At 66.8% G+C, this 24,530-nt stretch carries 36 protein-coding genes; 28 read left to right on the forward strand and 8 right to left on the reverse strand.

The window, feature by feature from the left end; translation table 11 throughout:
• Positions 1-104: 104 nt before the first annotated feature.
• From ACTIEF_RS13555 to ACTIEF_RS13575, 5 genes are all read right to left on the reverse strand, one after another.
• Complete coding sequence (locus ACTIEF_RS13555; protein ID WP_439472679.1) at positions 105-1,142, reverse strand: hypothetical protein; 1,038 nt, start codon at positions 1,140-1,142, stop codon at positions 105-107.
• Between the two features lie 73 nt (positions 1,143-1,215).
• Positions 1,216-2,586, reverse strand: coding sequence for a hypothetical protein (locus ACTIEF_RS13560; RefSeq protein ID WP_439472680.1), 1,371 nt, complete (start codon positions 2,584-2,586; stop codon positions 1,216-1,218).
• 118 nt (positions 2,587-2,704) lie between these two features.
• Positions 2,705-3,733 (reverse strand): L,D-transpeptidase family protein, encoded by a 1,029-nt coding sequence (locus tag ACTIEF_RS13565; protein ID WP_439472681.1) that lies wholly within the window; start codon positions 3,731-3,733, stop codon positions 2,705-2,707.
• A gap of 75 nt (positions 3,734-3,808) precedes the next feature.
• Positions 3,809-4,576: an SGNH/GDSL hydrolase family protein gene (locus ACTIEF_RS13570; RefSeq protein ID WP_439472682.1), complete on the reverse strand. Its 768-nt coding sequence runs from the start codon at positions 4,574-4,576 to the stop codon at positions 3,809-3,811.
• A 14-nt stretch (positions 4,577-4,590) separates the two neighbouring features.
• Positions 4,591-4,758, reverse strand: coding sequence for a hypothetical protein (locus ACTIEF_RS13575; RefSeq protein WP_439472683.1), 168 nt, complete (start codon positions 4,756-4,758; stop codon positions 4,591-4,593).
• Between the two features lie 151 nt (positions 4,759-4,909).
• Between ACTIEF_RS13575 and ACTIEF_RS13580 the strand changes: the two genes are divergently transcribed.
• The 3 genes from ACTIEF_RS13580 (at position 4,910) to ACTIEF_RS13590 (ending at position 8,028) form a co-directional block, all read left to right on the forward strand.
• Positions 4,910-6,061, forward strand: a complete 1,152-nt coding sequence (locus ACTIEF_RS13580) for a GNAT family N-acetyltransferase (RefSeq protein WP_439472684.1) — start codon at positions 4,910-4,912, stop codon at positions 6,059-6,061.
• An 8-nt stretch (positions 6,062-6,069) separates the two neighbouring features.
• Positions 6,070-6,990 carry a cupin-like domain-containing protein gene (locus tag ACTIEF_RS13585; RefSeq protein WP_439472685.1) on the forward strand — a complete coding sequence of 307 codons (921 nt, stop codon included), beginning with the start codon at positions 6,070-6,072 and terminating at the stop codon, positions 6,988-6,990.
• 144 nt (positions 6,991-7,134) lie between these two features.
• Positions 7,135-8,028: a GIN domain-containing protein gene (locus tag ACTIEF_RS13590; protein WP_439472686.1), complete on the forward strand. Its 894-nt coding sequence runs from the start codon at positions 7,135-7,137 to the stop codon at positions 8,026-8,028.
• Between the two features lie 141 nt (positions 8,029-8,169).
• On the opposite strand, the gene ACTIEF_RS13595 is transcribed toward ACTIEF_RS13590, so the two are convergent.
• Positions 8,170-8,922, reverse strand: a complete 753-nt coding sequence (locus ACTIEF_RS13595) for a porin (RefSeq protein ID WP_439472687.1) — start codon at positions 8,920-8,922, stop codon at positions 8,170-8,172.
• A 276-nt stretch (positions 8,923-9,198) separates the two neighbouring features.
• The gene (locus ACTIEF_RS13600) at positions 9,199-9,972 is read right to left on the reverse strand and encodes a porin (protein ID WP_439472688.1); all 774 of its coding nucleotides are present in this window, start codon (positions 9,970-9,972) and stop codon (positions 9,199-9,201) included.
• 247 nt (positions 9,973-10,219) lie between these two features.
• Here ACTIEF_RS13600 and ACTIEF_RS13605 point away from each other — a divergent pair, with 247 nt between their 5' ends.
• Positions 10,220-10,801, forward strand: coding sequence for a hypothetical protein (locus ACTIEF_RS13605; RefSeq protein WP_439472689.1), 582 nt, complete (start codon positions 10,220-10,222; stop codon positions 10,799-10,801).
• Here the strand turns inward: ACTIEF_RS13605 and ACTIEF_RS13610 are convergent.
• Positions 10,798-11,496: a hypothetical protein gene (locus ACTIEF_RS13610; protein ID WP_439472690.1), complete on the reverse strand. Its 699-nt coding sequence runs from the start codon at positions 11,494-11,496 to the stop codon at positions 10,798-10,800. The two genes, ACTIEF_RS13605 and ACTIEF_RS13610, sit on opposite strands and share 4 nt — an antisense overlap.
• 347 nt (positions 11,497-11,843) lie before the next feature.
• On the opposite strand from ACTIEF_RS13610, the gene rpsJ reads away from it, so the two are divergent.
• The 24 genes from rpsJ to ACTIEF_RS13730 all read left to right on the forward strand — a co-directional run bounded on the left by rpsJ (position 11,844) and on the right by ACTIEF_RS13730 (position 24,452).
• Positions 11,844-12,149, forward strand: a complete 306-nt coding sequence (gene rpsJ, locus ACTIEF_RS13615; RefSeq protein WP_003164367.1) for a 30S ribosomal protein S10 — start codon at positions 11,844-11,846, stop codon at positions 12,147-12,149.
• Between the two features lie 20 nt (positions 12,150-12,169).
• Positions 12,170-12,925, forward strand: a complete 756-nt coding sequence (gene rplC / locus ACTIEF_RS13620) for a 50S ribosomal protein L3 (RefSeq protein WP_439472691.1) — start codon at positions 12,170-12,172, stop codon at positions 12,923-12,925.
• Positions 12,925-13,563: a 50S ribosomal protein L4 gene (gene rplD, locus ACTIEF_RS13625; RefSeq protein ID WP_439472692.1), complete on the forward strand. Its 639-nt coding sequence runs from the start codon at positions 12,925-12,927 to the stop codon at positions 13,561-13,563. Before rplC ends, rplD begins: the two co-directional genes overlap by 1 nt.
• On the forward strand, positions 13,563-13,868 hold the full coding sequence (locus ACTIEF_RS13630; protein ID WP_141626254.1) for a 50S ribosomal protein L23: 306 nt from the start codon (positions 13,563-13,565) through the stop codon (positions 13,866-13,868). The genes rplD and ACTIEF_RS13630 overlap by 1 nt, the downstream gene beginning before the upstream one ends.
• A 4-nt stretch (positions 13,869-13,872) precedes the next feature.
• Entirely contained in the window at positions 13,873-14,706 is an 834-nt protein-coding gene (rplB, locus tag ACTIEF_RS13635; RefSeq protein WP_439472693.1) for a 50S ribosomal protein L2, read from the forward strand.
• A 3-nt stretch (positions 14,707-14,709) separates the two neighbouring features.
• The gene (gene rpsS / locus ACTIEF_RS13640; RefSeq protein ID WP_439472694.1) at positions 14,710-14,988 is read left to right on the forward strand and encodes a 30S ribosomal protein S19; all 279 of its coding nucleotides are present in this window, start codon (positions 14,710-14,712) and stop codon (positions 14,986-14,988) included.
• Between the two features lie 3 nt (positions 14,989-14,991).
• Positions 14,992-15,372 carry a 50S ribosomal protein L22 gene (gene rplV, locus ACTIEF_RS13645; protein WP_092309758.1) on the forward strand — a complete coding sequence of 127 codons (381 nt, stop codon included), beginning with the start codon at positions 14,992-14,994 and terminating at the stop codon, positions 15,370-15,372.
• Positions 15,372-16,130 carry a 30S ribosomal protein S3 gene (gene rpsC, locus ACTIEF_RS13650; RefSeq protein ID WP_439472695.1) on the forward strand — a complete coding sequence of 253 codons (759 nt, stop codon included), beginning with the start codon at positions 15,372-15,374 and terminating at the stop codon, positions 16,128-16,130. The genes rplV and rpsC overlap by 1 nt, the downstream gene beginning before the upstream one ends.
• 3 nt (positions 16,131-16,133) lie before the next feature.
• A complete protein-coding gene (gene rplP / locus ACTIEF_RS13655) occupies positions 16,134-16,574 on the forward strand; it encodes a 50S ribosomal protein L16 (RefSeq protein ID WP_141626259.1) in 441 nt (146 codons plus the stop codon).
• Entirely contained in the window at positions 16,574-16,771 is a 198-nt protein-coding gene (rpmC, locus tag ACTIEF_RS13660) for a 50S ribosomal protein L29 (RefSeq protein WP_183203627.1), read from the forward strand. Before rplP ends, rpmC begins: the two co-directional genes overlap by 1 nt.
• 9 nt (positions 16,772-16,780) lie before the next feature.
• Positions 16,781-17,032 carry a 30S ribosomal protein S17 gene (gene rpsQ / locus ACTIEF_RS13665; protein ID WP_141626261.1) on the forward strand — a complete coding sequence of 84 codons (252 nt, stop codon included), beginning with the start codon at positions 16,781-16,783 and terminating at the stop codon, positions 17,030-17,032.
• Between the two features lie 18 nt (positions 17,033-17,050).
• Positions 17,051-17,419, forward strand: coding sequence for a 50S ribosomal protein L14 (gene rplN / locus ACTIEF_RS13670; protein ID WP_055832151.1), 369 nt, complete (start codon positions 17,051-17,053; stop codon positions 17,417-17,419).
• A 2-nt stretch (positions 17,420-17,421) separates the two neighbouring features.
• On the forward strand, positions 17,422-17,730 hold the full coding sequence (gene rplX, locus ACTIEF_RS13675) for a 50S ribosomal protein L24 (RefSeq protein ID WP_439472696.1): 309 nt from the start codon (positions 17,422-17,424) through the stop codon (positions 17,728-17,730).
• A complete protein-coding gene (rplE, locus tag ACTIEF_RS13680; protein WP_439472697.1) occupies positions 17,730-18,290 on the forward strand; it encodes a 50S ribosomal protein L5 in 561 nt (186 codons plus the stop codon). The genes rplX and rplE overlap by 1 nt, the downstream gene beginning before the upstream one ends.
• Positions 18,291-18,309: 19 nt before the next feature.
• The gene (rpsN, locus tag ACTIEF_RS13685) at positions 18,310-18,615 is read left to right on the forward strand and encodes a 30S ribosomal protein S14 (protein WP_291837526.1); all 306 of its coding nucleotides are present in this window, start codon (positions 18,310-18,312) and stop codon (positions 18,613-18,615) included.
• 15 nt (positions 18,616-18,630) lie between these two features.
• On the forward strand, positions 18,631-19,029 hold the full coding sequence (gene rpsH, locus ACTIEF_RS13690; protein ID WP_141626265.1) for a 30S ribosomal protein S8: 399 nt from the start codon (positions 18,631-18,633) through the stop codon (positions 19,027-19,029).
• A 1-nt stretch (position 19,030) separates the two neighbouring features.
• A complete protein-coding gene (rplF, locus tag ACTIEF_RS13695; RefSeq protein ID WP_439472698.1) occupies positions 19,031-19,564 on the forward strand; it encodes a 50S ribosomal protein L6 in 534 nt (177 codons plus the stop codon).
• A 3-nt stretch (positions 19,565-19,567) separates the two neighbouring features.
• Entirely contained in the window at positions 19,568-19,924 is a 357-nt protein-coding gene (gene rplR, locus ACTIEF_RS13700; RefSeq protein WP_439472699.1) for a 50S ribosomal protein L18, read from the forward strand.
• A 12-nt stretch (positions 19,925-19,936) separates the two neighbouring features.
• Positions 19,937-20,548 (forward strand): 30S ribosomal protein S5, encoded by a 612-nt coding sequence (gene rpsE / locus ACTIEF_RS13705; protein WP_439472700.1) that lies wholly within the window; start codon positions 19,937-19,939, stop codon positions 20,546-20,548.
• Between the two features lie 3 nt (positions 20,549-20,551).
• Positions 20,552-20,749 carry a 50S ribosomal protein L30 gene (rpmD, locus tag ACTIEF_RS13710; protein ID WP_439472701.1) on the forward strand — a complete coding sequence of 66 codons (198 nt, stop codon included), beginning with the start codon at positions 20,552-20,554 and terminating at the stop codon, positions 20,747-20,749.
• 226 nt (positions 20,750-20,975) lie between these two features.
• Positions 20,976-21,566: a 50S ribosomal protein L15 gene (gene rplO, locus ACTIEF_RS13715; RefSeq protein ID WP_439472702.1), complete on the forward strand. Its 591-nt coding sequence runs from the start codon at positions 20,976-20,978 to the stop codon at positions 21,564-21,566.
• A 105-nt stretch (positions 21,567-21,671) separates the two neighbouring features.
• Positions 21,672-23,060 carry a preprotein translocase subunit SecY gene (gene secY / locus ACTIEF_RS13720; RefSeq protein ID WP_439472703.1) on the forward strand — a complete coding sequence of 463 codons (1,389 nt, stop codon included), beginning with the start codon at positions 21,672-21,674 and terminating at the stop codon, positions 23,058-23,060.
• A 21-nt stretch (positions 23,061-23,081) separates the two neighbouring features.
• The gene (locus tag ACTIEF_RS13725) at positions 23,082-23,642 is read left to right on the forward strand and encodes an adenylate kinase (protein ID WP_439472704.1); all 561 of its coding nucleotides are present in this window, start codon (positions 23,082-23,084) and stop codon (positions 23,640-23,642) included.
• 81 nt (positions 23,643-23,723) lie between these two features.
• The gene (locus tag ACTIEF_RS13730; protein ID WP_439472705.1) at positions 23,724-24,452 is read left to right on the forward strand and encodes an energy transducer TonB; all 729 of its coding nucleotides are present in this window, start codon (positions 23,724-23,726) and stop codon (positions 24,450-24,452) included.
• Positions 24,453-24,530: the final 78 nt, after the last annotated feature.

A 24,530-nucleotide genomic window follows, 5' to 3' on the forward strand; every position in this document is an offset into this window, starting at 1 on the left:
CGAGACCGCCAAGCACCAAAGACAGAGACGGCCCCCGGAGCGATCCGGGGGCCGTTTTGCTATGCGCGTCCGTTGTGATGAACCTCCCCGCCCCACGCGTCGCCCTATCCCGCGATCTGCGGGCAAAGCGGAGTCAGGGCGCTGGTCCAGGCGACGATCTGGCAGAGGGACGAGGTGGCCGTGGTGATGGCGGTGGTGGAGGGGGCGTCGACGCTGAGGCCGCCTTCGTGGTCGCTGAGGGCGAAGCCCTCGAAGGCCAGGGGGGTTCGGTTCGCCGCCGCCTCGGACAGCCTCATCTGATCCGCCGGCGCCCAGTCGGCCTCGAGCCGGACGTCCACCGCCAGATAGAAGCCCGTGGTCAGCAGGGGCAGGACGCCATCGTTCTTGATGATGTCGCCGCTGGAATAGAAGCCCGCCGGCTGGCCGCCCAGATAGACATCGCCCATGGCCAGCAGGGCGGGGTTCAGCCAGGGCCGGGACAGGGTCACCAGCAGGGCGCGGAAGGTCAGGGTCTTCAGCCGGGTCGCGGGGGACAGGGGCGCCGAGCCCTGCGGCGTGGTCCAGGCGGGCGTCGGACCGTCGATGTTGGGGCCGCCCGGCGTGGCGTAGGGGCCGGTTAGCTGGCCTCGGGCCGACAGGTCGATGGTCACGGGACTGAAGGCGTCGTCCGTCACCGCATACCAGTCGGAGGGGGTCGCATAGACCGGCAGCCAGGGCGTCATGGTCGGCGTCAGGTCGGCCATCTGCTGGGCGGCGTTGGTGCGGCGGGCGTTGGCGAGGGCGGACTGGGCGAAGGCGGAGCCGTCGCGCACGGCGGCGCCGTTGCAGAAGTCGATCCAGGCGCTCTCCGTGGACTGTCCGCCCGGGGCGTAGAGGGCCGAGAATCCAGGAATCGGGTCGACCAGATTGCGGAAGGCGGCGAGGGCGGCGAGCGAACCGCCCGGATTACCGGCGGCCATGGCGTTGGCGTAGTCGGCGCGGTTGATCACCGTCGGCATGGCGGACAGTTGCAGCACGGGGCGCGAGCCCAGGGCGCCGGGGGCGGCGCCGACGCCCTGCAAATGCGTGGGTCCGTGGGAGCTGGCCCATAGGTCGACGTCGGGCGGCGGCAGGGCCGCGGCCACCAGATCAGACAGATTCATTCACGGTCTCCCGAAAGGCATCGGGGCCGCCCCGCCCGAAATGGCGAGGCGGCCCCGACCGGAGCGTACGGGATCAGGGCTTGGACAGCGGCGGAGCGCTGGGCGTGGCCGTGCAGAGGAAGGCCAGCAGTTGCAGACCCGGCAGACGCAGGGTCCCGCCGTTGAAGGTCGAACTGAAGGTGTCGTTGCTGTCCGAGTGGGAATAGCTGCCGCTGACCGAGAAGGGCCCCCAGCCGACGCTGCCGCCGGCGCTGGTCGATTCCGCGAAGTGGCTCTTGTCCTGCTCGCTGAAGTTGGCGGTAATGGCCACGTTGCGCGCCACCACGAAGGAGGTCGGCACCAGCGGCATGACCGTGTCGGCGGACAGGCCGCCCGCGTCATAGCCGTTGACCCACCAGTCCTTCATCGAGAACAGCAGCGGGTTGAACCACGGGCGCATGATGCGGACCTGGATCAGCTCGGCCGTCAGGGTGAAGTCCGTGGCGTCCATGTGGGAGTTGGTTTGCTCGTCGCTGTGCGAGTAGGAGGCGCTGCCGCTCCACAGGCCCCAGGAGGCGCCGGCGCCGCTGGAATAGCTGCTCGCCTGCGCGCTGGAGGTCTCGTTGAGATAGCTGCTGCGCAGGGTGAGCTGGGCTGCCTGGGACGTGGCGTTCATCCAGTCGCTGGCCATGCCGTAGGACAGCAGCCAGCCGGGATCGGTCGGCAGGGCGCCGGGCAGCAGGCGCGAATCCTGCACCAGACCCTGGGCCTGGGCGATGGCGGCGGCGACGGCGTCATTGATGGTCGATTGCAGGGCGTTCTGGGCCTGCTCGACCTGCTGCTTGCCCTGACGGGTCCAGTGGTTCCAGGTCTGGTCGACGAGGTTCTGCAGGCCGGGCGCGACGGCGTTCCACGCGCGCTGGTCGGCCGGCTGGCTGAGGTCATAGCCGTTGTAGGCGGTGCGATAGCCGGTGACAGCCGAGATATAGGCCGACTCGTTGTCGTCGTAGGTCTGGGCGATCGGCGACGGCTGCAGGGTGGTGGTCGAGGTGCCGTCGAAATTGGCGATCGTCTGATTGACGTTCAGATAGTTGAACGCCTGATCGTAGATCTTCTTCTGGTTTGGATCGACCTGGTTGCCGGTGTTCGCCCCCTTGACCGCGTTGATGTAGGTGTCCGAGACCTTGCGGCCGCTGTCGACCCACAGCGGGGACTGGCTGACATCGGGAATGGCGTCGACCATGGCCGAGAACATCTGCGCGGCGTTCTGGTTGGCCTTGGTCCCCGGATTGATCGGGCTGAGCGCGTTGGTGAAGTCGGCCGGATTGAGGACCAGATTCTTGGCCATCAGCATCACCGGCTTGGCGTCCAGACCGGTGGCGCGACCGGGCGGCGAGTAGGTGATGGCGTCGTAGAGACGGTCGTACAGGCTCTCCAGAACCTTTGCTTCGGCGGCGGCGTCCATGGTTTCAGCTCCCCTCATGCGAAATCGCGCTTAGAGGGAAACATGGCTGATCTACACGTGCAAATTATATATCCACGTTCGCAGAGCAACGTTGTTGAACATTGTCCTGGCTCGGAGCTCAGACGAACCGGACGGTGACGCCGGGCTTCACCGCCGCCGCCAGCTGCCAGGCGTCCCAGTTGGTCAGGCGGACGCAGCCGTGTGAGGCGGTCTTGCCGATCGTCTCCGGATCGGGCGATCCGTGGATGCCGTAGCTGGGCTTGTTCAGATCGATCCAGACCACGCCGACGGGATTGTTGGCGCCAGCCGGGACGACCACGCGCCCGCCGCCTGGACCGTAGCTGAGCTTGGCCGGATCATAGACATAGTCGGGATTGCGGGCCACGCCATTGACCCGGACCGTGCCGCTGGGCGTGGGATTGTCGCCGCTGCCGATGGTGGCGGGATAGTAGGCCAGCAAGCGGCCGTCCTCGGCGAAGGCGCGGACCGAGCCCTCGGCCTTGTCCACCACGATATGATCGACGTCGGCGGGCAGGGGGGCGGCGCCGATGGCCGGGACGGTGATGCGCTGGCCCGCGCGGCGGAAGTCGACGCCGGGGTTCAGGTCCTGCAGCAGGTCCTCGGTGATGTGGAAATGCTCGGCGATGCGCTCGCGCGGGCTGGTGTAGCGGACGCCGTGCTCGGCCTGCTCGGCCAGTTCGCCCGGCGGCGGGCTGAAGGGGCCGGCCACGTCGGCGGCGGTCAGGGTGTAGGCGGTCATCGCCGGGCGGTCGTCGGTCGAGGCCAGCCGCTCCAGAAGCTCGGCGTCTATGGCGTCGCCGGTCAGGCCGTTGGCCTGGCGATACGCCGCCACGGCCTGACGCAGGTTGGAGCCGGACACGCCGTCGATCACGCCGGGCGAGAAGGTGGAACGGTCCAGCAGGACCTGCAGCCGGATCAGGGCCGGATCCGGCTGGACCGGGCCGGTGGGAGCCGCGTCCGGCGAGGGCGGCGCGACGGGGGTGGTGATCCGGGCGTCGTTGATCTGATCCGCCGTCAGGGACGCGGCCTGCGTGGTCCCGGCGGGTGCTTCGGCGGGACGGTCCGGCTGGCCGCAGGCGGCGAGGGTCAGGACCGTGGTCGAGGCGAGGATCAGACGAAAGGACATGCGGGCTCCGGACCGTGACAGGTCCGAAGCCAACCCGGCGCGACGCCGCTTGTTCCCGAACGCGGGTCGGCGGACCTAGCGCAGGCGAGGCGCCAGGCCTTCGGCGGTGACCTCGGCCCAGCAGGCGTAGCCCGCATCGTTCAGGTGCAGGTCGTCGGGGCCGACGCCGCCGCGATCCAGACCACCCCAGTTCGCCATGGCGTCGAAGCGGCGCAGGACGGCGTAGCCGCCACGACGGCCCTCATCGGCGATGCGCTTGGCCATGTCGCCGAGCGCCGGATTGCGGCCGCGGAACGACATGTTGGTGGTGGCCTCGGGCAGGCGCTGCGGGTCGATCAGCAACACATCGACGTCGGCCGCCTGCAGCACGGCCTCGCCGCGATGGAAGTCGGCGAAGACGTCGTCGAACACCCGGTCGCGCAGGACGTCATTGGTGCCCAGCTGCCAGATGACCAGATCGACGCGACCGGCGGCCAGTTCGCGCTCGAGCCGGTCGGCGGTCTCCTTGGCCGTCTCACCGCCGATGCCACGGTTGATGACGGTGACGTCCACGCCCGGCATGCGGCTTTCCAGACCGGCCTCCAGAAGGGGGGCGAAGCCCAGCTCGCGGCGGCTGGCCCCGATGCCCTCGATGGAGGAGGAGCCGACCGCCAGAATGCGCAGACGCCCCGCGCGGACCGCCGCCCGGCTGCGGGTCAGGCCGCCGTTGTCCGCGACGAAGCCGGTGTCCAGCGGGCAGACCGCGATCGGGGCGCCCGGCGCGATGGCGGGGCGCGGCGGCGTCTGGGCCCTGGCCGAGACCGGCAGGGCGGCTCCGACGGTCAGGGCGACGGCGGCAAGCATATGGACGGCAGTCTTCAAGGATTGGGCTTTCCGGTGGCGGGGTCGGTGGCCGTTTCGCCCGGGTTCGAGGAGCCTTCCGAACCCTTGGGCTCGGTCGCCGGGCGGGGCGGCTGACCGTCCGGCCCGGGGCGCAGGTTCTCGTTCTCGGTCTCGCGGCTTTCGGGGCGATGGGGGTCGGTCATGAGGCTCTCCTGAGGTTCGGGCAAGGTCAACGTTCGGTCCGCGCGGGGGCTCCGCGAACACAAGTCGTTAAGGATGAACGCTCACCGGGCCGAAACGGGGGCTGTGTCATGAGGGAGGCTGCAACTGCCCCGAGAGGGCGAAGGACGACGGATGACCGGGTTCAAGGTCGACATCCTCAAGGCGGACCAACTGGGCGAGGCCGAGTGGGCGGCATGGCGGGCGTTTCTGGCCGCCAATCCGGCGCTGAACAGCCCCTATTTCCGGCCCAGCTTCACGCGCGTGGCCTGTCAGATCAGCCCGAACGCGGCGGTGGCCGTGTTCAGCAAGGGCGGCGAGATCGTCGGCTTCTTCCCGCACCAGAAGCGCGGCGCGGCGATCCAGCCGCTGGGCGCGCCGATGAACGACTATCACGGCGTCATCGCCCGTCCGGACGAGGGGCCGACCCTGTCCGAAGTGGCGACGCTGCTGGGCGGGGCCCGTCTGAACGTCACCGCCTGGGTCGGTGAGACGCCGCTGGGCGAGGACCGGCGCACGGTGCAGGTCCAGCTCGGCGACGACGGCTATGACGGCTGGTACGCCGAGCGACGGCAGACCTTCGGCAAATTCTTCAAGGACAAGGAGCGCGCCCGGCGCAGCATGGAGGCCGAGCTGGGGACCCTGCGGGTCGAGCGCGGCCTGCATGATCCCAAGCTGCTGGACTGGCTGCTGAACCTGAAGCGCGACCAGTACAAGCGCACCAATCGCCACGACATCTTCGCCTGCGGCTGGACCGCCGAGCTGCTGCACCAACTGCTGCAGACTCAGGGCGAGAACGGTTTCGGCGCCTCCATGGCCGGGCTGTGGGCCGGGGACCGCCTGACGGCGCTGGAGTTCTCGCTGCACGCGGGCGACCAGTATCATTTCTGGTTCCCGGGCTATGAGCCGTCGCTGGCGCGCTGTTCGCCGGGCATCCTGCTCAGCATGGACACCATGCGGCTGGCGGCAGAGCTGGGCTACCGCACCTTCGACTTCGGCTTCGAGGGCGAGCACTACAAGAAATACTTCTGCAACGGCCACCACATCGTCCGCGAGGCGATGGTGCTGAAGCCGGGGATTGGCTCGGCGGTCAGTCAGGCGGCGGTGAAGGCGCTGGATCTGGCGGGCGAGGGGCGCGGCGAGAAGCTGCGCGCCAGCGTGCGCCGTCGCTGGGCCGCCATCGAGGCCTGCGAGGTCACGCCGGCCAACCGCTTCAAGGGCGCCATGCAGGCGGCGGGCGCCGCGCTGAACAAGGCGCGCAACTCTTCCAGCAGCGCTTCGGCCTGAGGATCAGCATGCCCTACGACACCACTTCGACCCGCACCCGCTACTCCGGCCCGATCAAGCAGGCCGAGGCCCATCCGCACAGTCTGGTGGAGCAGGGCTTCGCCACGGATGAGTCGCTGGCGGCGATCCTCGACCGCTATCCGGCCGAGCTGTTCGACATCAACCTGTATGACTACGACGACGAGGGGCAGGTCTCGCTGCGCACCGGCGCGCGCGGTCGTCTGGACGGCGCCGAGCTCCTGGCCGCGATCCAGCAGGGGCGTCTGTGGGTGAACATGCGCGAGGTCGAGACCGGCTGGCCCGAGCTGTGGGCCGCCGCCATGGCCGAGTTCGCCAAGGTGCAGGCGAAATATCCGGGGATGAAGGCCGTGCGGAACGCGGGCCAGCTGATCCTGTCGTCGCCCAAGGCGCGGGTGCCCTATCATTTCGACGCGGCGGGCGTGGTCCTGTTCCACATGCGCGGGCGCAAGCGCGTCTATGTCTATCCGGGCGACGAGGCGCACCTGCCCGAGAAGAACATGGAGCAGGTGGTCGCGCGCCAGACGACCGAGGAACTGCCCTACACCCTGGCGTTCGAGCAGGACGCGCAGGTGATGGACCTGGAGCCCGGTCAGGCCCTGACCTGGCCCATCTATGCGCCGCACCGGGTGGAGAATCTGGATCGGTTCTGCGTCAGCCTGTCGATGGATTTCCAGACCTGGCCGTCGCGGTTCCGCAACGGCGCGCTCTATACCAATGCCGTGCTGCGCAGCCGGGGCGGGCGTCCGCGCATGACCGACCGGATGGCGACGCCGGAACTGGCCGCCCGCTGGGCCGCCTCGCTGGCGCTGAAGAAGACCGGGGCGCTGAAGAGCCGGCTGGAGCATTTCGAGCGCGATTTCGAGCCGGAGGTCGGCGCGGCGGACGGCGCGGGCCAGCTGCGCGCCTGAATTTCCCGACAGGAAGGACCCGCGCCTCAGTGGTGGCGGGCCTTTCGACCGGCATTCTTACAACGGGGTCATGACCTCGTTTTAAAGTGACTCAGGCCCCCGGCGGTCGCACCCTTTCCTCACATTCAGGACTGGGAGGTCACCATGAAACTCGCAATCGCCACCGCCGTATCGGCCGTCGCCCTGGCCGCCATGGCCGGGCCCGCCTTCGCCGGAGAGCCCAACGTCGAGATCCGCTACGCCGTGGCCCGGGTGGCCGTGGTGGTCGAGGATCGCGCTGACGTCGCGGTCGAGGTCGAGCAGGGCTCGTCCCGCCTGCCGCGCGTCGAGGTCACCCGCGTGGGCGACGAGATCCGCGTCAACGGCGGCCTGCGTCGCCGCAGCGGTCTGTTCAACGGCGGCAGCGACGGCATCAACAACTGCCACAACGGGCCGGACAGCGGTCGCGCCGGTGAAGGCGCCTCCGTCGAGGTGCGCGGCATCGGCCGCGTGAACGTCTCGGACGCCCCGCTGATCGTGATCCGCACGCCGCGCAATGTGGATGTGAACGCCTCGGGCGCCATCTATGGCTCGGTCGGTCGCGGCGCCCGGTCGCTGGATCTGGGCCACGGCGGCTGCGGTCGCTGGGATGTGGCCAATGTCGATGGCCCGGTGTCACTGAGCATCGGCGGTTCGGGCGATATCCGCGCGGGGACCTCGGCCTCGCTGGAAGTGGCCATCGGCGGCTCGGGGTCGGTCACCGCCGGCGCCACCCGTGATCTGGACGTCTCCATCGGCGGTTCGGGCGATGTGATGGTCTCGCGCATCGACGGCCCGCTGGAGGTCGCCATCGGCGGCTCGGGCGATGTGGACGTGCGCGGTGGCAATGCGCCCAAGGTGGACATCAGCATCGCCGGTTCGGGCGACGTCAACTTCGGCGGCGTGGCCGGGGACGTGGACGTCTCCATCGTCGGCGGCGGTGACGTTGCCATCGCCCGCGCCACGGGTTCTGTCAGCCGCTCGATCATGGGCGGAGGTGACGTGCGGATCGGCAACTGAGTCCCTGCAGTCGCCGTAAAGGGAGAGGCCCGGGGATGTGGACCCCCCGGGCCTTTTTCATGTCCGCAGTTCAGCGCAGCAAAAAGCCCCGGCGGATCGCTCCGCCGGGGCTTCTCTTATGCGATCAGGATCGCCGGGTGCTTAGAGGGCGCCCAGGATGCTCGAGATGCCAGCGCCCGGCAGGGCGGCGCCAGCGCGGTCGCGGGCTTGCAGGCCGCCACCGAAGCTGTAGCGCAGGCCGACGGTCCAGGTGTCGACCTTCAGGTCTTCCAGGTCGCCGCGGGTGTAGCCGCCGACAACCGAGAACGGGGTGTTGGCGATTTCGTACTCAGCGCCCACGCCGTAGGTCCACAGGTCGGCGCCAGCGCCGGCGAAGTCGACGTCCGAGTAGCTGACGCCGGCGTTCAGACGCAGGTTGGCCATCGGGTAGATCGCGGCGTCGGCGCCGACGGTCCAGGCGTCGACGTCGATGTCGTCGGCGGTGGTGTAGGCGACGGTGCCGGTCAGGGTGGCGTTGGCCAGGTACTTCTGGACTTCACCGCCGAACGACCAGGCGGTTTCGCTGCCGGCGTCGGTCGCGCCGACGAAGCCGCCGAAGCGCAGGTCCGAACCCGACAGGGTGGTCAGGTGAGCGGCGCCCGACACGCCGGTGTCGTTCGAGTCGTCGTTGTGCGAGATCGAGCCGGCGAAGGTGGCGGTCCAGCCCTGGAACGCGTCAACGGCGACCACGCCGTCCACACCGTAGCTGTCGCTGTCGGCCTTCAGGCCGCCCAGCTTGGCTTCAGCGTTCGAGTAGGTCACGCCGACCGAACCGACCGGGCCCGATTGGGCGAACGCCGGAGCGGCGAAGGCGGCGGCGGCGACGGCCGAGACGAGCAGGAGAGACTTTTTCATTTTTTGATTCCTTAGTCTCCGCACCGGCGGGGGCCGCTGCGGGACGGGGGAACTAGCAGTCACGCTTGCCACATGGCCATTACAAACCCGTCACAAAATCATAGGGTTGTGAGTTGTTGCGGTGCGGTAACGGATTGCGGCGCCGCAGTGGCGACAAGGAGGCGAGTCGCCTTATCTGGGTCACGAAGTGGGCCGAGGTCTTGATCCGTTCGGGAATGAAAAAGGCCCCGGCGGATCGCTCCGCCGGGGCCTGAATCAGTTTCGCTTTGTAAGGGCTTAGAGGCCCAGGGCGAAGATGCCGGTCGGGCTGACGACCGTACGGGTCAGGTTGGCGCCAGCGCGGTCGCGCTGTTGCAGGTCGCCGCCGAAGTTGAAGCGAAGGCCCACCGACAGGGTGTCAACGTCGACGTCGACGAAGTCCAGGGTGGTGCGATCCCACGAACCGTAGACGCTCATCGGCGAGTTGTTGATCTGGTACTCGGCGCCGGCGCCGTAGCTGTAGGCGTCGATGTCGTTCTGGCCGAGGTTGACCTTGCTCAGGGCGACCGAGCCGTTCACGCGCAGGTTCGGCATGACGTAGTAGCCGGCGTCCACGCCACCCGACCAGATGTCGCCGTCGATGTTGCTGACGGTGCCGTAGGTCAGGGCGGCGGTGATGGTGGCCTTGTCGAAATACTTCTGCATTTCGGCGCCGAAGGTCCACAGGGTCGAGCTCTTGCCGGCGTCGGCAGCGCCGATGAAGCCGCCGACGCGCATGTCGTCAGCCAGGGTGCGGGTCACGTGGGCTTCGCCCGAGAAGGTCTTGCTGTGGTCGAAGTCGCCGTCGGTCCAGGCGCCTTGGACGCCCAGGGTGACGGTCCACTCGCCGGTCAGCGGGCCGGCGACGACGCCGTCGACCGAGTAGCCGTCGGCTTCGAACTTGCCGCCATCGGTCTTGGCTTCGACGTTGTTCCAGGTGACGCCGACCGAGCCGGTCGGCGCGGTTTGGGCCAGGGCGGGGGCCGCGGCGAAAGCGGCGACGGCGGCGGTGGCGAGGAAGAGAGTCTTCATTGAGCACACTTTTCGTTGGCAGCTGCGGGGAGTCGCGCTGCGATGAGGCGGACGGCTATCAAAGCGTCTCCGAACTTTGCCATTACAAACCCGTCACGAATGCGGGTCGGTGAACGGATGTGTCTGGCGGGTCACGCATTGTGGCGGATATGCGGCAGCCTGCGGGAGGTTTGGGGCGTCGTCAGAAACTGGCGGTATCGTCTCGCGGGGTGTGCATAGCAGGGGGGCGCGCGAGAGGGAGGACGCGATGACACTGAGTCGGATCATGATGAGCGCGGCGGCGGCGCTGGTCGCGGGGACGCTGGCGGGGGAGGGCAGGGCCCTGGCCCAGGACGCCGCCCAGAGCGCCGCGCAGACGCCGCCTGAGGGGTTCAGCTGGTATGTGCTGAATGAGCTCAATGGCTTCTACCTGGACATCGAGGACCCGACGAACCGTCCGCCGCTGATCACCGAGGTCCCCGAAGGGGTGATCGAACCGGTGGACCTGAACATGGATGGTCGGACGGACTGGCTAATCCGCTGGCCGGACTCGACCCGGTTCTGCGGCACGGGCGGGTGCCGGACCACTCTATATATATGCGGCGAGGACGGCTTCGTTCGCGCCTTTGATCGGCAGGCCCTGCGGTTCGAGATCAAGGTGATCGACCGGGAGCAGCGGGTCGAGGCGACGCTTCATACCGTCAACTGTCGGGAAGGCCGGGAGGAGTGCACGCGTGTGTGGGTTTGGGACGCGGCGGCGAAGCGGCTGCGTGTTGTGGCGTCCAGCGACGGGGGCGAGAACTGGAACGAGCCGCCACCCGTAGAAGACGCCGGCCAAGGCGCCGACTAGAAGGGTGCGGGAATACGCCGAAGCAACTCCAGTCGGTCCCCGGTCAGGCGAATATCCCACATGGGATCGCCGGGCTCCCCATCGGTCGCTCCAAAGATCAGTGCATCCGCGCCGGGCTGGCGCCCGATCCAGTAAATCCGGGCGAGGGGTAGTTGGGCGAACAGGGCATCTGCATCCTGGGGGCAGCGGAAGCCCTGCTGTTCACTGCGGCAACTGATGACGACCCCGGCGGGCCGCCCGGACTGCAGACGTCTTTGAATCTCGATAAGCCTCGACAGTTGGTCTGCCGCGAGATCGGCGTCTTCCGGTCTGACGGAGGCGAAGCGCTGGCGGATATCCGGCTCGCAATCTGGAGCGACGCCCAACTCTGTAATGTGTTGGACCGGTCCCCGCTGCTGCACGTCACCGTCTCGCTGCGCGACGCGGACCACCGCCGCGTCACGACGACATACGCCCGTCTCTGACGACGTCGCGGCATAGAAGAAGCGGGCTGTACCCTGAAAGCTGATGCCCGGTGGCGGCGGAGGGCCCATCCGATCGGCGGGCTTCACTTCATGCCAGAGGACGGCGTCGGCGTCGGGAATCGAAAAGGTGCGCGCCAGATCCGCCGTGGGCTGCTGAAACAGGGTGTCGGGAAGCGGGCCTTCCTGGGGGGCGGCGAGGGACAGGAAGAGGGCGAAGGCGGGCATCGTCATCCGGCGAAATCTCCTGTTCGGGAAGGCGACCCTACCGGCCCCGCTTGCGCCCCGCAAAATCAGGCCCTGACACAGTTTCGCCGCTTGACGGATCGGGACTCAATAGGCATAAGCGCCCACTCTTGTTGGACCGGCTGTGCAGAGCAATCTGCAGACGCGGTTCGCAGGAACGACCTAAGTGCCTGTTCTTTGCAGTTTCTTGGGACTTCAACGGCCTTCGCGGGGGACTGCGTGGGCCGATCGTTTTTGCGAAGTGCGTACTCTGAAGGCCTTTTTGGCCTGAAGGCTCCGGTCTTTGAAATGGTTCACAGGGACGCAGGTTCGCCTGCTTGGGAATAACAACCGATATGGATCAGAGCATCCGCATCAGGCTCAAGGCCTTCGATCACCGCGTCCTCGACTTTTCGACGCGCGAAATCGTCAATACGGCCAAGCGCACCGGCGCGACCGTCCGCGGTCCGATTCCGCTGCCGACCCTGATCGAAAAGTTCACCGTGAACCGCTCGCCGCACGTCGACAAGAAGTCGCGCGAGCAGTTTGAAATCCGCACGCACAAACGCGTGCTCGACATCGTCGACCCCACTCCGCAGACCGTGGACGCGCTCATGAAGCTCGACCTCTCTGCCGGCGTGGACGTCGAGATCAAGATCTAAAAAGAAAGAGGCGGGATCCGATGCGCACGGGCGTGATCGCCAAGAAGCTGGGCATGACCCGCGTGTTCGCCGATGACGGCGCGCACGTTCCGGTCACTGTGCTGCAGCTCGACGGCTGCCAAGTCGTCGGCCAACGTACCCAGGAGCGTGACGGCTACGTCGCTCTCCAGCTGGGCGCTGGCACCAAGAAGGCCAAGAACACCAACAAGGCTCAACGCGAAGCTTTCGCGAAGCTGTCGGTGGAACCGAAGGCCTATGTCACTGAATTCCGCATCGATGCGGACGCCATGATGGATGTGGGCGCCGAGTTCTCGGCCGATCACTTCGTCGCCGGCCAGAAGGTCGATGTCCAGGCCGAGACCATCGGTAAGGGCTTCGCCGGCGCCATGAAGCGCTGGAACTTCGGCGGTCTGCGCGCCACGCACGGTGTTTCGGTTTCGCACCGCTCGCACGGTTCGACGGGTAACCGTCAGGACCCGGGCCGTACGTTCCCGGGCAAGAAGATGGCCGGCCATCTCGGCCAGGAAGTCGTCACCACCCAGAACCTGACCGTCTTCCGCGTCGACGCGGAACGCGGCCTGATCATGATCAAGGGCGCCGTCCCCGGTCACGAGGGCACGTGGGTCAAGATCCGCGACGCCGTGAAGAAGGCCCGCCCGGCTGAAGCCCCGTTCCCCGGTGGCGTGAAGTCGTCGGCCGCTCCGGCTGCTCAACCCGCTGAGACGCCGGCTGAAGAAGCCCCGGCCGTCGAAGCGACCGAAGGCGGTGAAGCGTAATGAAACTCTCGGTCATCAAACTCGACGGCAAGGCCTCGGGCGACGTTGAACTGTCGGACGCCGTCTTCGGCATCACCGACATTCGCGGCGACCTGCTGGCCCGCTACGTCAACTGGCAGCTGGCCAAGCGCCGCGCCGGCACCCACAAGGTTCAAACCCGCAACGAGAACTCTCGTACGGGCAAGAAGATGTACAAGCAGAAGGGCACCGGCGGCGCTCGTCACGGTTCGCGCCGTGCTCCGCAGTTCGTCGGCGGCTCGCGCGCCTTCGGCCCGGTCGTTCGCGACCACGGCTTCTCGCTGCCGAAGAAGGTCCGCGCCCTGGCCCTGCGTCACGCGCTCTCCTCGAAGGCCAAGGCCGGCGAGCTGGTCGTGGTCGACAGCGTTTCGGTCAAGGACGCCAAGACGGCTTCGCTGCGCGAAACCTTCGGCAAGCTGGGCTGGACCAAGGCTCTGATCATCGCTGGTCCGGAAGTTGAAACCAACTTCGGCCTGGCCGCTCGCAACATCCCGCACATCGACGTGCTGCCGAACGCCGGCCTGAACGTCTATGACATCCTGCGGGCCGACAAGCTGGTGCTGACGAAGGCTGCTGTTGAAGCCATCGAAGCCCGCTTCGCGAAGAAGGAGGCCGCGTAATGGCCGGCGCTCAACCGACCGCGCGTCACTACGACACCATCCTGGCTCCGGTGATCACCGAGAAGGCCACGATCCTGTCGGAACAGAACAAGGTCGTCTTCCGCGTCGCGGAAAACGCCTCGAAGGACGAGATCGCTGCCGCGGTCGAGGCCCTGTTCAAGGTCAACGTGCTGAAGGTCAACACCCTCGTTCAGAAGGGCAAGACCAAGCGTTTCCGCGGCATTCTGGGCCGTCGGGTCGACATCAAAAAAGCGATCGTGACGCTGGCTGAAGGCCAGTCGATCGACGTCACCACGGGGCTCTAAGCAGATGGCTTTGAAGACCTACAATCCGACTTCGCCGGGCCGTCGCGCCCTGGTGCTGATCGACCGCTCGGAGCTCCACAAGGGCCGTCCCGAGAAGTCGCTGACCGAAGGCCTGACCAAGTCGGGCGGTCGTGGTCAGGGCGGTCGCATCGCTGTCCGCTTCCGCGGCGGCGGCGCCAAGACCCTGTACCGCAAGATCGACTTCAAGCGTCGCAAGTTCGCCTCGGCGACCGTCGAACGCCTGGAATACGATCCGAACCGCACCGCCTTCATCGCCCTCATCGTCTATGAAGACGGCGAAAAGGCCTACATCATCGCGCCGCAACGCCTGAAGGCGGGCGACACGGTGGTCGCTGGTGAAAAGGTCGACGTGAAGCCGGGCAACGCGATGCCGCTGCGCTCGATCCCGGTCGGCACGATCATCCACAACGTTGAAATGAAGCCGGGCAAGGGCGCCCAGCTGGCCCGCTCGGCCGGCGCCTACGCCCAGCTGGTCGGTCGCGATCAGGGCTACGCCCAGATCCGTCTCGGCTCGGGCGAGCTTCGCATGGTCCTGGACGGCTGCATGGCCACGGTGGGCGCGGTTTCGAACCCCGACCACATGAACCAGAACCTCGGCAAGGCCGGCCGCAAGCGTCACATGGGCTTCCGCCCGCACGTCCGCGGCGTCGCCATGAACCCGATCGACCACCCGCACGGTGGTGGTGAAGGCCGGACCTCTGGTGGTCGTACCCCGGTTACGCCGTGGGGCAAGGACACCAAGGGCACCCGCACCCGCAAGAACAAGGCGACGGACAAGTACATCATCCGTACCCGTCACGTTAAGAAGGCTCGCTAACCGATGGCCCGCTCCTCCTGGAAAGGCCCGTTTGTAGACGGGTATCTGCTCAAGAAGGCCGACGCTGTTCAATCGTCGGGCCGCAAGGACGTGATCAAGACCTGGTCGCGCCGCTCCACCATCCTGCCGCAGTTCGTCGGTCTGACGTTCGGCGTCCACAACGGCCTGAAGCACGTGCCGGTGATCGTCTCGGAAGAGATGGTCGGCATGAAGTTCGGCGAGTTCGCCCCGACCCGGAACTTCCCGGGCCACGCGGCGGACAAGAAGGCCAAGAGGAAGTAATCCATGGCCCAGACCAAGAACCCCCGTCGGGTCGGTCAAACCGAAGCCCGCGCCAAGCTGGTGAACGTCCGGATCAGCCCCCAGAAGCTGAACCTGGTCGCCGCCTCGATCCGCGGCCTGCCGGTCCAGAAAGCGCTCAACGAGCTGGAATTCAGCCGTAAGCGTATCGCCACCGACGTCCGCAAGGTCCTGTATTCGGCGATCTCGAACGCCGAGAACAACCACAACCTCGACATCGACAACCTGGTCGTCGCCGAGGCCTTCGTGGGCAAGAACCTGGTGATGAAGCGTTTCGCGAGCCGCGCTCGTGGTCGCTCGTCGCGCATCCTGAAACCGTTCAGCGAGATCACCATCGTGGTCCGTGAAGCCGGCGAGGCCGCCTGATGGGTCAGAAAATCAATCCGATCGGTTTCCGCCTCGGCGTGAACCGCACGTGGGACAGCCGCTGGTTCGCCGACGGCGCCTCCTACGCCCGTCTGCTGCACCAGGACCTGGCGCTGCGCACGTGGCTCAAGGAACGCCTGCAAGCCGCCGGCGTGTCGCGCATCATCATCGAGCGTCCGCACAAGAAGTGCCGCGTGACGATCTACGCCGCCCGTCCGGGAGTCGTGATCGGCAAGAAGGGCGCCGACATCGAGAAGCTCCGCAAGGACATCTCGGCCCGCACTGAAGGCGAAGTTCACCTGAACATCGTCGAAGTCCGCAAGCCGGAAACCGACGCCCAGCTGATCGCCGAGAACATCGCGCAGCAGCTGGAACGCCGTATCGCCTTCCGCCGCGCCATGAAGCGCGCGATGCAGTCGGCCATGCGTCTGGGCGCCAAAGGCGTCCGGATCAACGTTTCGGGTCGCCTCGGCGGCGCTGAAATCGCCCGCATGGAATGGTACCGCGAAGGTCGCGTGCCGCTTCACACCCTGCGCGCCGACATCGACTACGGCTTCATCGAAGCCAAGACGACGTACGGCATCATCGGCGTGAAGGTCTGGGTGTTTAAGGGTGAAGTGCTCGAGCACGACCCGATGGCCCAGGACAAGCGTTGGGCCCAGGAAGCCTCGGGTCCGTCGTCGAACGAAGGCCGTGAGCGCGGCGGTCCCCGTGGGGATCGTGGTCCGCGTCGCGACCGCGGACGTGGTGAGAACTAAGTCATGCTGCAACCGAAGAAAACCAAGTACCGGAAGGCCTTCAAGGGCCGCATCCACGGTTCGGCCAAGGGCGGCTTCTCGCTGAACTTCGGCTCGTACGGCCTGAAGACGGTCGAGCCGGAACGCATCACCGCGCGTCAGATCGAAGCGGCTCGCCGCGCGATCACCCGCCAGATGAAGCGTCAAGGCCGCGTCTGGATCCGCGTATTCCCGGACCTGCCGGTCACCGGCAAGCCCGCCGAAGTCCGGATGGGTAAGGGCAAGGGCGCCGTGGACCACTGGGCCGCGCGCTGCCACCCGGGCCGTATCCTGTTCGAAATCGACGGCGTGCCGGACGATGTGGCGCGTGAAGCGCTGCGCCTCGGCGCCGCCAAGCTGCCGGTCCGCACCAAGGTGGTCACCCGCCTCGACGCCGGCATCGCTCATGTGGAGGCTGCTGCCTGATGACCAAGATCGCTGATCTCCGGTCCCAGACCCCGGACCAACTGGCCGACGAGCTGCTGAAGCTCAAGAAGGAACAGTTCAACCTGCGCTTCCAGGCCGCCACCGGCCAAATGGAAAAGACCCACCGGGTCTCGGAAGTGCGCAAGGACATCGCTCGCATCAGCACGCTTCTGCGTGCGAACCGCGCGGCGGGTTAAGGAACGAAAATGCCCAAGCGAATTCTCGAAGGCGTGGTCGTCTCTGACAAGGGCGACAAGACTGTCATCGTCAAGGTCGAGCGCACCCTGCTGCACCCGGTCCTGAAGAAGACCGTGCGTCTGTCCAAGAAGTACCACGCTCACGACGAAGCGAATGCCCTCAAGGTCGGTGACCTGGCCCGCATCGTCGAGTGCGCCCCGAAGTCCAAGCTGAAGCGCTGGGAAGTCCTGTCGGACGCCTCGGCCGCCTCGGCCTCGTAAGAAGAAGGATCGGATCCCATGATCCAGATGCAAACTAACCTGGAGGTGGCCGACAATTCGGGCGCTCGCCGGGTCATGTGCATCAAGGTGCTTGGCGGCTCGAAGCGCCGCTACGCCTCGGTGGGCGACACCATTGTCGCCTCGGTGAAGGAAGCGATTCCGCGCGGCCGCGTGAAGAAGGGCGACGTCGTTCGCGCCATCGTCGTGCGCACCGCCAAGGACATCATGCGCAAGGACGGCTCTGTCATCCGTTTTGACAAGTCGGCCGCCGTCATCGTCAACAAGCAGAACGAGCCTGTCGGCACCCGTATCTTCGGGCCGGTTCCGCGCGAACTGCGCGCCAAGAACCACATGAAGATCATCTCGCTGGCTCCGGAGGTCCTGTAACCATGGCCGCCAAGATCAAGAAGGGCGACAACGTCGTCATCCTGACCGGCAAGGACAAGGGCCGCACTGGCCAGGTCCTGAAGGTCCTTCCGACCGAAAACCGCGTCCTGGTTCAGGGCATCAACATGGTTCAGCGCCACACGCGTCCGACCCAGGGTGACCCGCAGGGCGGCATCAAGAACAAGGAAGCCTCGCTTCACCTGTCGAACGTCGCGATCGCCGACGCCAACGGCAAGGCGACCCGCGTCGGCTTCAAGGTTGACGGGGACAAGAAGGTCCGCGTCGCCAAGACGACGGGAGACGTCATCTGATGGCCGACACCAAGTACACCCCCCGCCTGAAGACGGAATACGTCTCGCGCATCCGCGGCGAGATGAAGACCAAGTTCGGCTACACCAACGAGATGCAGATCCCCAAGCTGGACAAGATCGTCCTGAACATGGGTATCGGTGAAGCTGTCGCCGACTCCAAGAAGGCCACCGCGGCCCTCAAGGACCTGACGGCCATCGCTGGTCAGAAGGCTGTGCCGACCAAGGCCCGCAACTCCATCGCCGGCTTCAAGCTGCGCGAAGGCATGGTTGTCGGCGGCAAGGTCACCCTGCGCGGCGACCAGATGTACGAGTTCCTGGACCGGTTCATCACGATCGCGCTGCCGCGCGTGAAGGATTTCCGTGGTCTGAAGGGCACGTCGTTCGACGGTCGCGGCAACTACGCGACCGGCCTCAAGGAACACATCGTGTTCCCGGAGATCAACTACGACCAGATCGATCAGATGTGGGGCATGGACATCATCGTCTGCACCACGGCCAAGACCGATGAGGAAGCCAAGGCTCTCCTCACCGAGTTCAAGTTCCCGTTCGTGACGAACTGAGCGGGAAGGGAAGAGAACAATGGCTAAGAAGTCCGCTGTAAACCGTAACGAGAAGGTCAAGGCCCTCGTCGCGAAGTACGCCGACAAGCGTGCCGCCCTAAAGGCGACCGCCAACAACGAGTCCCTCCCGCTTGAGGAGCGCTTCGAAGCGCGCCTGAAGCTGGCGGAACTGCCGCGCAACTCCGCGCCGAACCGCATCCGCAACCGCTGTGAGGTGACCGGTCGTCCGCGCGCCTACTATCGCAAGCTGAAGATGAGCCGGATTGCCCTGCGTGAGCTGGGCAACCTGGGTCAGATCCCCGGCCTGACGAAGTCGAGCTGGTAAGGGGGAGATACAGTCATGATGATCAACGATCCCCTGAGCGACATGATCGCCCGCATCAAGAACGCTGCGACCCGCAAGCGTTCGAAGGTGCTGACCCCGGCCTCGCGTCTGCGCCAGCGCGTCCTCGACGTGCTGCAGGACGAAGGCTACATCCGCGGCTACAACCTGGTGCAAAACCCGGGTGAGTTCCCGCAGTTCGAGATCGAGCTGAAGTACTTCGACGGCCAGCCGGTGATCGCCGAGATCGCCCGCGTGTCGAAGCCCGGCCGTCGCGTCTATTCGGCTATCAGCGACCTGAAGCCGATCAAGAACGGCCTCGGCATTTCGATCCTCTCGACGTCCAAGGGCGTCATGTCGGACGCTGCTGCCCGCGACGCGAACGTCGGCGGCGAAGTCCTCTGCAGGGTCTACTAAGATGTCCCGTATCGGCAAGAAAACCATCGCGATCCCGAAGGGCGTCACTGTCGCCCTCGACGGTCAAACCGTCTCGGTGAAGGGTCCCAAGGGCGAACGCACCTGGACCGTCGCTGAAGAAATCGAAGTCAAGCAGGAAGGCGACGAACTGTCGCTGACCCCGCGCTCGGACACCCAACGCGCCCGCGCGATGTGGGGCCTGTCGCGCACGCTGGTCGACAACATGGTCACGGGCGTCACCACCGGCTTCGACAAGACGCTGGAACTGGTCGGCGTCGGCTATCGTGCGGCGATGAAGGGCAACCAGCTGTCGCTGCAGCTCGGCTTCTCGCACGACGTCGACATCGATCCGCCGGCTGGCGTGACCTTCGCTGTTCCGAAGCAGACCGAGATCAAGATCTCGGGCCCGGACAAGCAAGCCGTCGGTCAGATCGCCGCCGTCATCCGCAAGCTGCGTCCGCCGGAGCCCTACAAGGGCAAGGGTGTCCGCTACGCCGGTGAAACCGTGCGTCGCAAGGAAGGCAAGAAGAAGTAAGTCATGGCTCTTTCTCTTCAACAGCAAGCCAAGCGCCGCGCCGAGCGCAACCGTCGCCGCCTGAAGGCTGTCGCCAACGGTCGTCTGCGCCTTTCGGTCTACCGTTCGGACAAGAACATCTCGGCCCAGATCATCGACGACGCCCAGGGCGTCACGGTGGCCGCCGCCTCGTCGCTGGAAGGCGGCAAGGGCAAGAAGGGCTCGGACGTCGCCTCGGCTGCCGCCATCGGCAAGCTGATCGCCGAACGCGCCATCGAGAAGGGCGTCAAGGACGTCGTCTTCGACCGCGGCCAGTACATCTATCACGGACGGGTGAAGGCGCTGGCGGAAGCCGCGCGTGAAGCCGGCCTGAATTTCTAAGGGACGCGACAGATGGCGCAACAACCCCAGCGCGGCGGACAAGGCGGCAACGACCGCAACCGTCGTGACAACCGTAACGCTCCCGCTGTCGACGGTCCGGAATCGGACATCGTCGAGAAGCTGGTGCACATCAACCGCGTCGCCGCCACCGTGAAGGGCGGTCGTCGCTTCAGCTTCGCCGCCCTGATGGTCGTCGGTGACGGCAAGGGCCGCGTCGGCTTCGGTCACGGCAAGGCGCGCGAAGTGCCGGAAGCCATCCGCAAGGCGACCGAAGAAGCCAAGAAGACCATGATCAAGGTTCCGCTGCGCGAGAACCGCACCCTGCACCACGACGGCGCTGGCCGTTGGGGCGCCGGCAAGATCATGATGCGCGCCGCCCCTCCCGGGACCGGCGTCATCGCGGGCGGTCCGATGCGTGCGGTCCTCGAAACCCTCGGCGTCCAGGACGTCGTCGGCAAGTCGACCGGTTCGTCGAACCCCTACAACATGATCCGCGCGACGTTCGAGGCCCTCAAGGTACAGTCGTCGCCGCGTCAGGTGGCTTCGAAGCGTGGCAAGAAGGTCGCTGACCTGATGGGCCGCCGCAACGACGGCGCCTCGGCGCCGGAAGCTGTGGAGTCCTAAGTCATGGCCAAGACTGAATCGAAAGCCACCGTCACCATCCGCCAGACCGGTTCGCCGATCCGCCGCAAGGCCGACCAGCGCGCCACCCTGTCGGGCCTGGGCCTGAACCGCGTGGGTCGCGAGTCGACCCTCGAGGACACCCCCTCGGTCCGCGGCATGATCGCCAAGGTCGCGCACATGGTCGAAGTGGTCGAAAAGTAAGACTGAAGATCTCCCTCCCCCTCGCGGGGGAGGGATGTCGTCGTTCACGGCGACAGGGTGGGGGCGGCTCAGTGAGCGGCCCTCATTGCAATTGGAGGACGGATCGCTTAGCCGTCCCCACCCGGTCGGCTTCGCCGACCACCCTCCCCGAATGGGGAGGGAGAGAATCGAGATTAACGCCGAGTCCGGATCACTCCGGGCGCTAGAACCCGAAAGGATCAGGCACATGAAACTGAACGAAATCCGCGACAACGAAGGCGCCCACAAGAAGCGCATGCGCGTCGGCCGTGGCCCGGGCTCGGGCAAGGGCAAGACCGCCGGTCGCGGCGTCAAGGGTCAGAAGTCGCGTTCGGGCGTCGCCATCGGCGGCTTCGAAGGCGGCCAGATGCCGCTGTACATGCGTATGCCGAAGCGCGGCTTCAACAATCCGAACGCGCTGAAGCTGGCTGAAGTGAACCTGTGGCGCCTGCAAGACGCCATCGATGCCGGCAAGCTGGACATCAAGGGCGAGATCAAGGGCGACGCCCTGGTCGCCGCCGGCGTGATCCGCCGCGTCAAGGACGGCGTCCGTCTGCTGGGCACCGGCGAGATCAAGGGCAAGCTGAACCTGGTCGTCTGGTCGGCCTCGGCCGGCGCCAAGGCCGCCATCGAAGCCGCCGGCGGTTCGGTCGTCGAGCAACGCATCGAAGCGGAAGCCAAGGCCGCCGCTCGCGTCGAGAAGCGCAACGCCGCCAAGGGCAAGGCTCCGGCCCCCAAGGCGCCGAAGGGCGACGCCAACAAGATCTCGGCCCGCGCCAAGCGCACGGCCGCGAAGTAAAAAGACTGAGGGGCGCCCTCGCCATGAGGGCGCCCTTCTCCTATCTGGACGCAGGCGCGGACTCGTCGTCCGATGCGCCGCGTTCTGATCAGTCGGGGTGACACTATGGCTTCGGCCGCCGAACAACTCGCAGCAAACATGAACATGGGCTCGTTCGCACGCGCGACCGAGTTGCATAAGCGCCTGCTCTTCACCGTGCTGGCCATGGTCGTGTTCCGTATCGGCTGCTACGTGCCGATCCCCGGCATCAACAACGAACAATTCCTGGCGTTCTTCCAGAACCCGGACGGCCAGCGCGGCATCCTGGACATGCTGAACATGTTCTCGGGCGGCGCCGTCCAGAACATGGCTGTCTTCGCGCTGAACGTGATGCCGTACATCTCGGCCTCGATCATCGTGCAGCTGATGGGCGCGGTGTATCCGCCCTGGGAAAAGCTGCGCAAGGAAGGCGGCGAGAGCGGCCGCAAGCAGCTGAACCAGTACACGCGTTACCTGACCGTCGTCCTGGCCGTGGCCCAGGCCTTCGGCATCGCGACGCAGCTGAACGGCCAGCCTGGCCTGATCGACGAGCCGGGCCTCTTCTTCATCATCACCACCACCACCTGCCTGACCGCGGGCACCATGTTCCTGATGTGGCTGGGTGAGCAGGTGACCGCGCGCGGCGTCGGCAACGGCATCTCGCTGATCATCTTCGCCGGTATCGTGGCGGTCCTGCCGGGCACCATCGGCCGTATGTTCGGCCTGACCCAGCAGGGTCAGATGTCGCCCTTCGCCCTGCTGGCCATCGTCGGGCTGGCGGTCGGCGTGGTGATCTTCATCGTCTTCATGGAACGCGCCCAGCGCCGCCTGCTGATCCAGTATCCGAAGCGCCAGGAAGGCAACCGCATGGCCGGTGGCGAGCGTTCGTTCCTGCCGCTGAAGGTCAACACCGCGGGCGTGATTCCGCCGATCTTCGCCTCGTCGCTGCTGATGCTGCCGACGACCGTGGCCCAGTTCACCAACCAGGCGAACCTGCCCGCGTGGCTGAGCTGGCTGCCGACCTTCGCGGCCCAGATGCAGCATGGCCAGCCGGTGTTCACCGTGCTGTACGCGATCCTGATCATCTTCTTCTGCTTCTTCTACACCTCGATCACCTTCAACCCCGAGGACACGGCTGAGAACCTGCGCAAGTACGGCGGCTTCCTGCCGGGCATCCGTCCGGGCAAGCGGACGGCGGAATATCTGGACTACGTCCTGACCCGCCTGACCGTGATCGGCGCCGCCTACATCACCGCCGTCTGCGTTCTGCCGGAGATCATGGTCGCCAACCTGGGCCAGAGCTTCTACTTCGGCGGCACCTCGGTGCTGATCGTGGTCTCGGTGACCATGGACACCGTGGCGCAGATCCAGTCGCAACTGCTGGCGCACCAGTACGAAGGCCTGATCAAGAAGGCCAAGCTGCGTGGCCGTGGGCAAGGCAAGGGCAAGGGCGTGACCGCGCCCGCCCGCCGCTGATCTGATCGCGAGGGGGAAGCGATGAACCTGATCCTGTTCGGACCGCCGGCGGCGGGCAAGGGCACCCAGGCCAAGCGCCTGGTCGAGACCCGCGGCATGATCCAGCTGTCGACCGGCGACATGCTGCGCGAGGCGATCGCCTCGGGCTCGGAGCTGGGCCAGGAATGCCAGGCGATCATGTCGCGCGGCGACCTGGTGCCCGACGCGGTCGTGATCGCCCTGATCGAGGCCCAGCTGAAGGCGGCGGAAGACGCCGGCGGCGCCATCTTCGACGGTTTCCCGCGCACCCTGGCCCAGGCCGAGGCGCTGGACGCCATGCTGGCCAAGCTGGGCAAGAAGATCGACCACGTGGTCCGCCTTAAGGTGGACGACGAGGCCCTGCTGGCGCGCGTGGCCAGGCGCTTCGCCGACCAGGGCCGTCCGGACGACAATCCCGAGAGCTTCAAGGTCCGTCTGGACGCGTACAACCGCAACACGGCGCCGCTGCTGCCCTACTATGCGGACAAGGGCCTGCTGACCGAGGTCAACGGCATGGACTCGATCGAGGCCGTCTCGACCGCCATCGACGGCGCACTGGCCTGATCCAGATCTGAGGTCCGTCCGGAAACGGGCGGACCATCTCCTGTTGGCGCGCGTTCATGTCCCATGTGGCAGAAGGCGAGCGTGACACCGGGACATCCCTTCCTGAAAGACCGCCGGGTCCGCAATCTCGGCATCGCCGCAGGCATCCTCGCGGCGCATTTCGTCGTGGCCGTCGCCGTGGGCCGTGGCGGCCCGACCGGGCCTCTGGTGCCGCCGACCCCGCCGCTGGAGGTGCTGCTGTTCCGCCCGACGGTCCCGCCGCCTCCGCCCCCGCCCCCGCCTCCGGAACAGCCGGTGCGCAGCCAGGGGGGAGGGGCGCCCGCCGCGCCCTCGCGCGTCCATGTCTCGCCGCGCCCGCCCGAGATCCCGCCCGAAATCGCCGCCCCGATCACCCCCGCGCCCGAGCCCGCCCTGACGGTGGGAGTGGCTCCCATCGCCTCGCCGGAACCCGGCATGGGGCGGGGTGGGCAGGGGACCGGCACGGGGACGGGCGTCGGCGCCGGCAACGGCCCCGGCTCGGGCGTCGGCCCCATCATCCTGAGAGGAGCCAGCGCGCGCGAGATCTTCGAGGACACGCCGCGCGAGTTGCGCCGCCGGGCCCGGGGCGTGGACGTGACCGTCAACTGCCGGATCCGCCTCGACGAGCGGCTCGAGGCCTGCCGCGTGGTGGACGAACGTCCGGCGGGGTCGGGGTTCGGCGCGGTGGCCGTGCGGATCGCCGAGGGTCGCTTCCGCATCCGCCCGGCGCGCTCCCCCGCGGGCGATCCGGTGGCGGGCGGCCGCATCACCATCGGGGTGATCTGGCCCTGACGCTCCGGTTGCCGGAGACTTCCGTTCAACGAATGGGGTTGCGGTCGCGGAAATCCGGTCGATAGTCTGATCAGACAG

The organism is Brevundimonas sp. (assembly GCF_051858995.1).
In the GTDB taxonomy this organism is placed as follows: Bacteria; Pseudomonadota; Alphaproteobacteria; order Caulobacterales; family Caulobacteraceae; genus Brevundimonas.

Bases quoted from the DNA above. Each gene is read 5' to 3' on its own strand.
- rpsQ (WP_141626261.1), top strand. From the start codon at position 16,781: ATGCCCAAGCGAATTCTCGAAGGCGTGGTCGTCTCTGACAAGGGCGAC.
- rpsJ (WP_003164367.1), top strand. From the start codon at position 11,844: ATGGATCAGAGCATCCGCATCAGGCTCAAGGCCTTCGATCACCGCGTC.
- rplO (WP_439472702.1), top strand. From the start codon at position 20,976: ATGAAACTGAACGAAATCCGCGACAACGAAGGCGCCCACAAGAAGCGC.
- ACTIEF_RS13630 (WP_141626254.1), top strand. From the start codon at position 13,563: ATGGCCGGCGCTCAACCGACCGCGCGTCACTACGACACCATCCTGGCT.
- ACTIEF_RS13725 (WP_439472704.1), top strand. From the start codon at position 23,082: ATGAACCTGATCCTGTTCGGACCGCCGGCGGCGGGCAAGGGCACCCAG.
- rpsN (WP_291837526.1), top strand. From the start codon at position 18,310: ATGGCTAAGAAGTCCGCTGTAAACCGTAACGAGAAGGTCAAGGCCCTC.
- rpsE (WP_439472700.1), top strand. From the start codon at position 19,937: ATGGCGCAACAACCCCAGCGCGGCGGACAAGGCGGCAACGACCGCAAC.
- rplD (WP_439472692.1), top strand. From the start codon at position 12,925: ATGAAACTCTCGGTCATCAAACTCGACGGCAAGGCCTCGGGCGACGTT.
- ACTIEF_RS13570 (WP_439472682.1), bottom strand. From the start codon at position 4,576: ATGCTTGCCGCCGTCGCCCTGACCGTCGGAGCCGCCCTGCCGGTCTCG.
- rpmD (WP_439472701.1), top strand. From the start codon at position 20,552: ATGGCCAAGACTGAATCGAAAGCCACCGTCACCATCCGCCAGACCGGT.
- ACTIEF_RS13610 (WP_439472690.1), bottom strand. From the start codon at position 11,496: ATGACGATGCCCGCCTTCGCCCTCTTCCTGTCCCTCGCCGCCCCCCAG.
- rplB (WP_439472693.1), top strand. From the start codon at position 13,873: ATGGCTTTGAAGACCTACAATCCGACTTCGCCGGGCCGTCGCGCCCTG.
- ACTIEF_RS13600 (WP_439472688.1), bottom strand. From the start codon at position 9,972: ATGAAGACTCTCTTCCTCGCCACCGCCGCCGTCGCCGCTTTCGCCGCG.
- ACTIEF_RS13580 (WP_439472684.1), top strand. From the start codon at position 4,910: ATGACCGGGTTCAAGGTCGACATCCTCAAGGCGGACCAACTGGGCGAG.
- ACTIEF_RS13560 (WP_439472680.1), bottom strand. From the start codon at position 2,586: ATGGACGCCGCCGCCGAAGCAAAGGTTCTGGAGAGCCTGTACGACCGT.
- rplC (WP_439472691.1), top strand. From the start codon at position 12,170: ATGCGCACGGGCGTGATCGCCAAGAAGCTGGGCATGACCCGCGTGTTC.
- rplX (WP_439472696.1), top strand. From the start codon at position 17,422: ATGGCCGCCAAGATCAAGAAGGGCGACAACGTCGTCATCCTGACCGGC.
- rpsH (WP_141626265.1), top strand. From the start codon at position 18,631: ATGATGATCAACGATCCCCTGAGCGACATGATCGCCCGCATCAAGAAC.
- ACTIEF_RS13585 (WP_439472685.1), top strand. From the start codon at position 6,070: ATGCCCTACGACACCACTTCGACCCGCACCCGCTACTCCGGCCCGATC.
- rpsS (WP_439472694.1), top strand. From the start codon at position 14,710: ATGGCCCGCTCCTCCTGGAAAGGCCCGTTTGTAGACGGGTATCTGCTC.
- ACTIEF_RS13575 (WP_439472683.1), bottom strand. From the start codon at position 4,758: ATGACCGACCCCCATCGCCCCGAAAGCCGCGAGACCGAGAACGAGAAC.
- ACTIEF_RS13565 (WP_439472681.1), bottom strand. From the start codon at position 3,733: ATGTCCTTTCGTCTGATCCTCGCCTCGACCACGGTCCTGACCCTCGCC.
- rplF (WP_439472698.1), top strand. From the start codon at position 19,031: ATGTCCCGTATCGGCAAGAAAACCATCGCGATCCCGAAGGGCGTCACT.
- secY (WP_439472703.1), top strand. From the start codon at position 21,672: ATGGCTTCGGCCGCCGAACAACTCGCAGCAAACATGAACATGGGCTCG.
- ACTIEF_RS13595 (WP_439472687.1), bottom strand. From the start codon at position 8,922: ATGAAAAAGTCTCTCCTGCTCGTCTCGGCCGTCGCCGCCGCCGCCTTC.
- rplN (WP_055832151.1), top strand. From the start codon at position 17,051: ATGATCCAGATGCAAACTAACCTGGAGGTGGCCGACAATTCGGGCGCT.
- rplP (WP_141626259.1), top strand. From the start codon at position 16,134: ATGCTGCAACCGAAGAAAACCAAGTACCGGAAGGCCTTCAAGGGCCGC.
- rplE (WP_439472697.1), top strand. From the start codon at position 17,730: ATGGCCGACACCAAGTACACCCCCCGCCTGAAGACGGAATACGTCTCG.
- rplV (WP_092309758.1), top strand. From the start codon at position 14,992: ATGGCCCAGACCAAGAACCCCCGTCGGGTCGGTCAAACCGAAGCCCGC.
- ACTIEF_RS13555 (WP_439472679.1), bottom strand. From the start codon at position 1,142: ATGAATCTGTCTGATCTGGTGGCCGCGGCCCTGCCGCCGCCCGACGTC.
- rplR (WP_439472699.1), top strand. From the start codon at position 19,568: ATGGCTCTTTCTCTTCAACAGCAAGCCAAGCGCCGCGCCGAGCGCAAC.
- ACTIEF_RS13590 (WP_439472686.1), top strand. From the start codon at position 7,135: ATGAAACTCGCAATCGCCACCGCCGTATCGGCCGTCGCCCTGGCCGCC.
- rpsC (WP_439472695.1), top strand. From the start codon at position 15,372: ATGGGTCAGAAAATCAATCCGATCGGTTTCCGCCTCGGCGTGAACCGC.
- rpmC (WP_183203627.1), top strand. From the start codon at position 16,574: ATGACCAAGATCGCTGATCTCCGGTCCCAGACCCCGGACCAACTGGCC.
- ACTIEF_RS13605 (WP_439472689.1), top strand. From the start codon at position 10,220: ATGACACTGAGTCGGATCATGATGAGCGCGGCGGCGGCGCTGGTCGCG.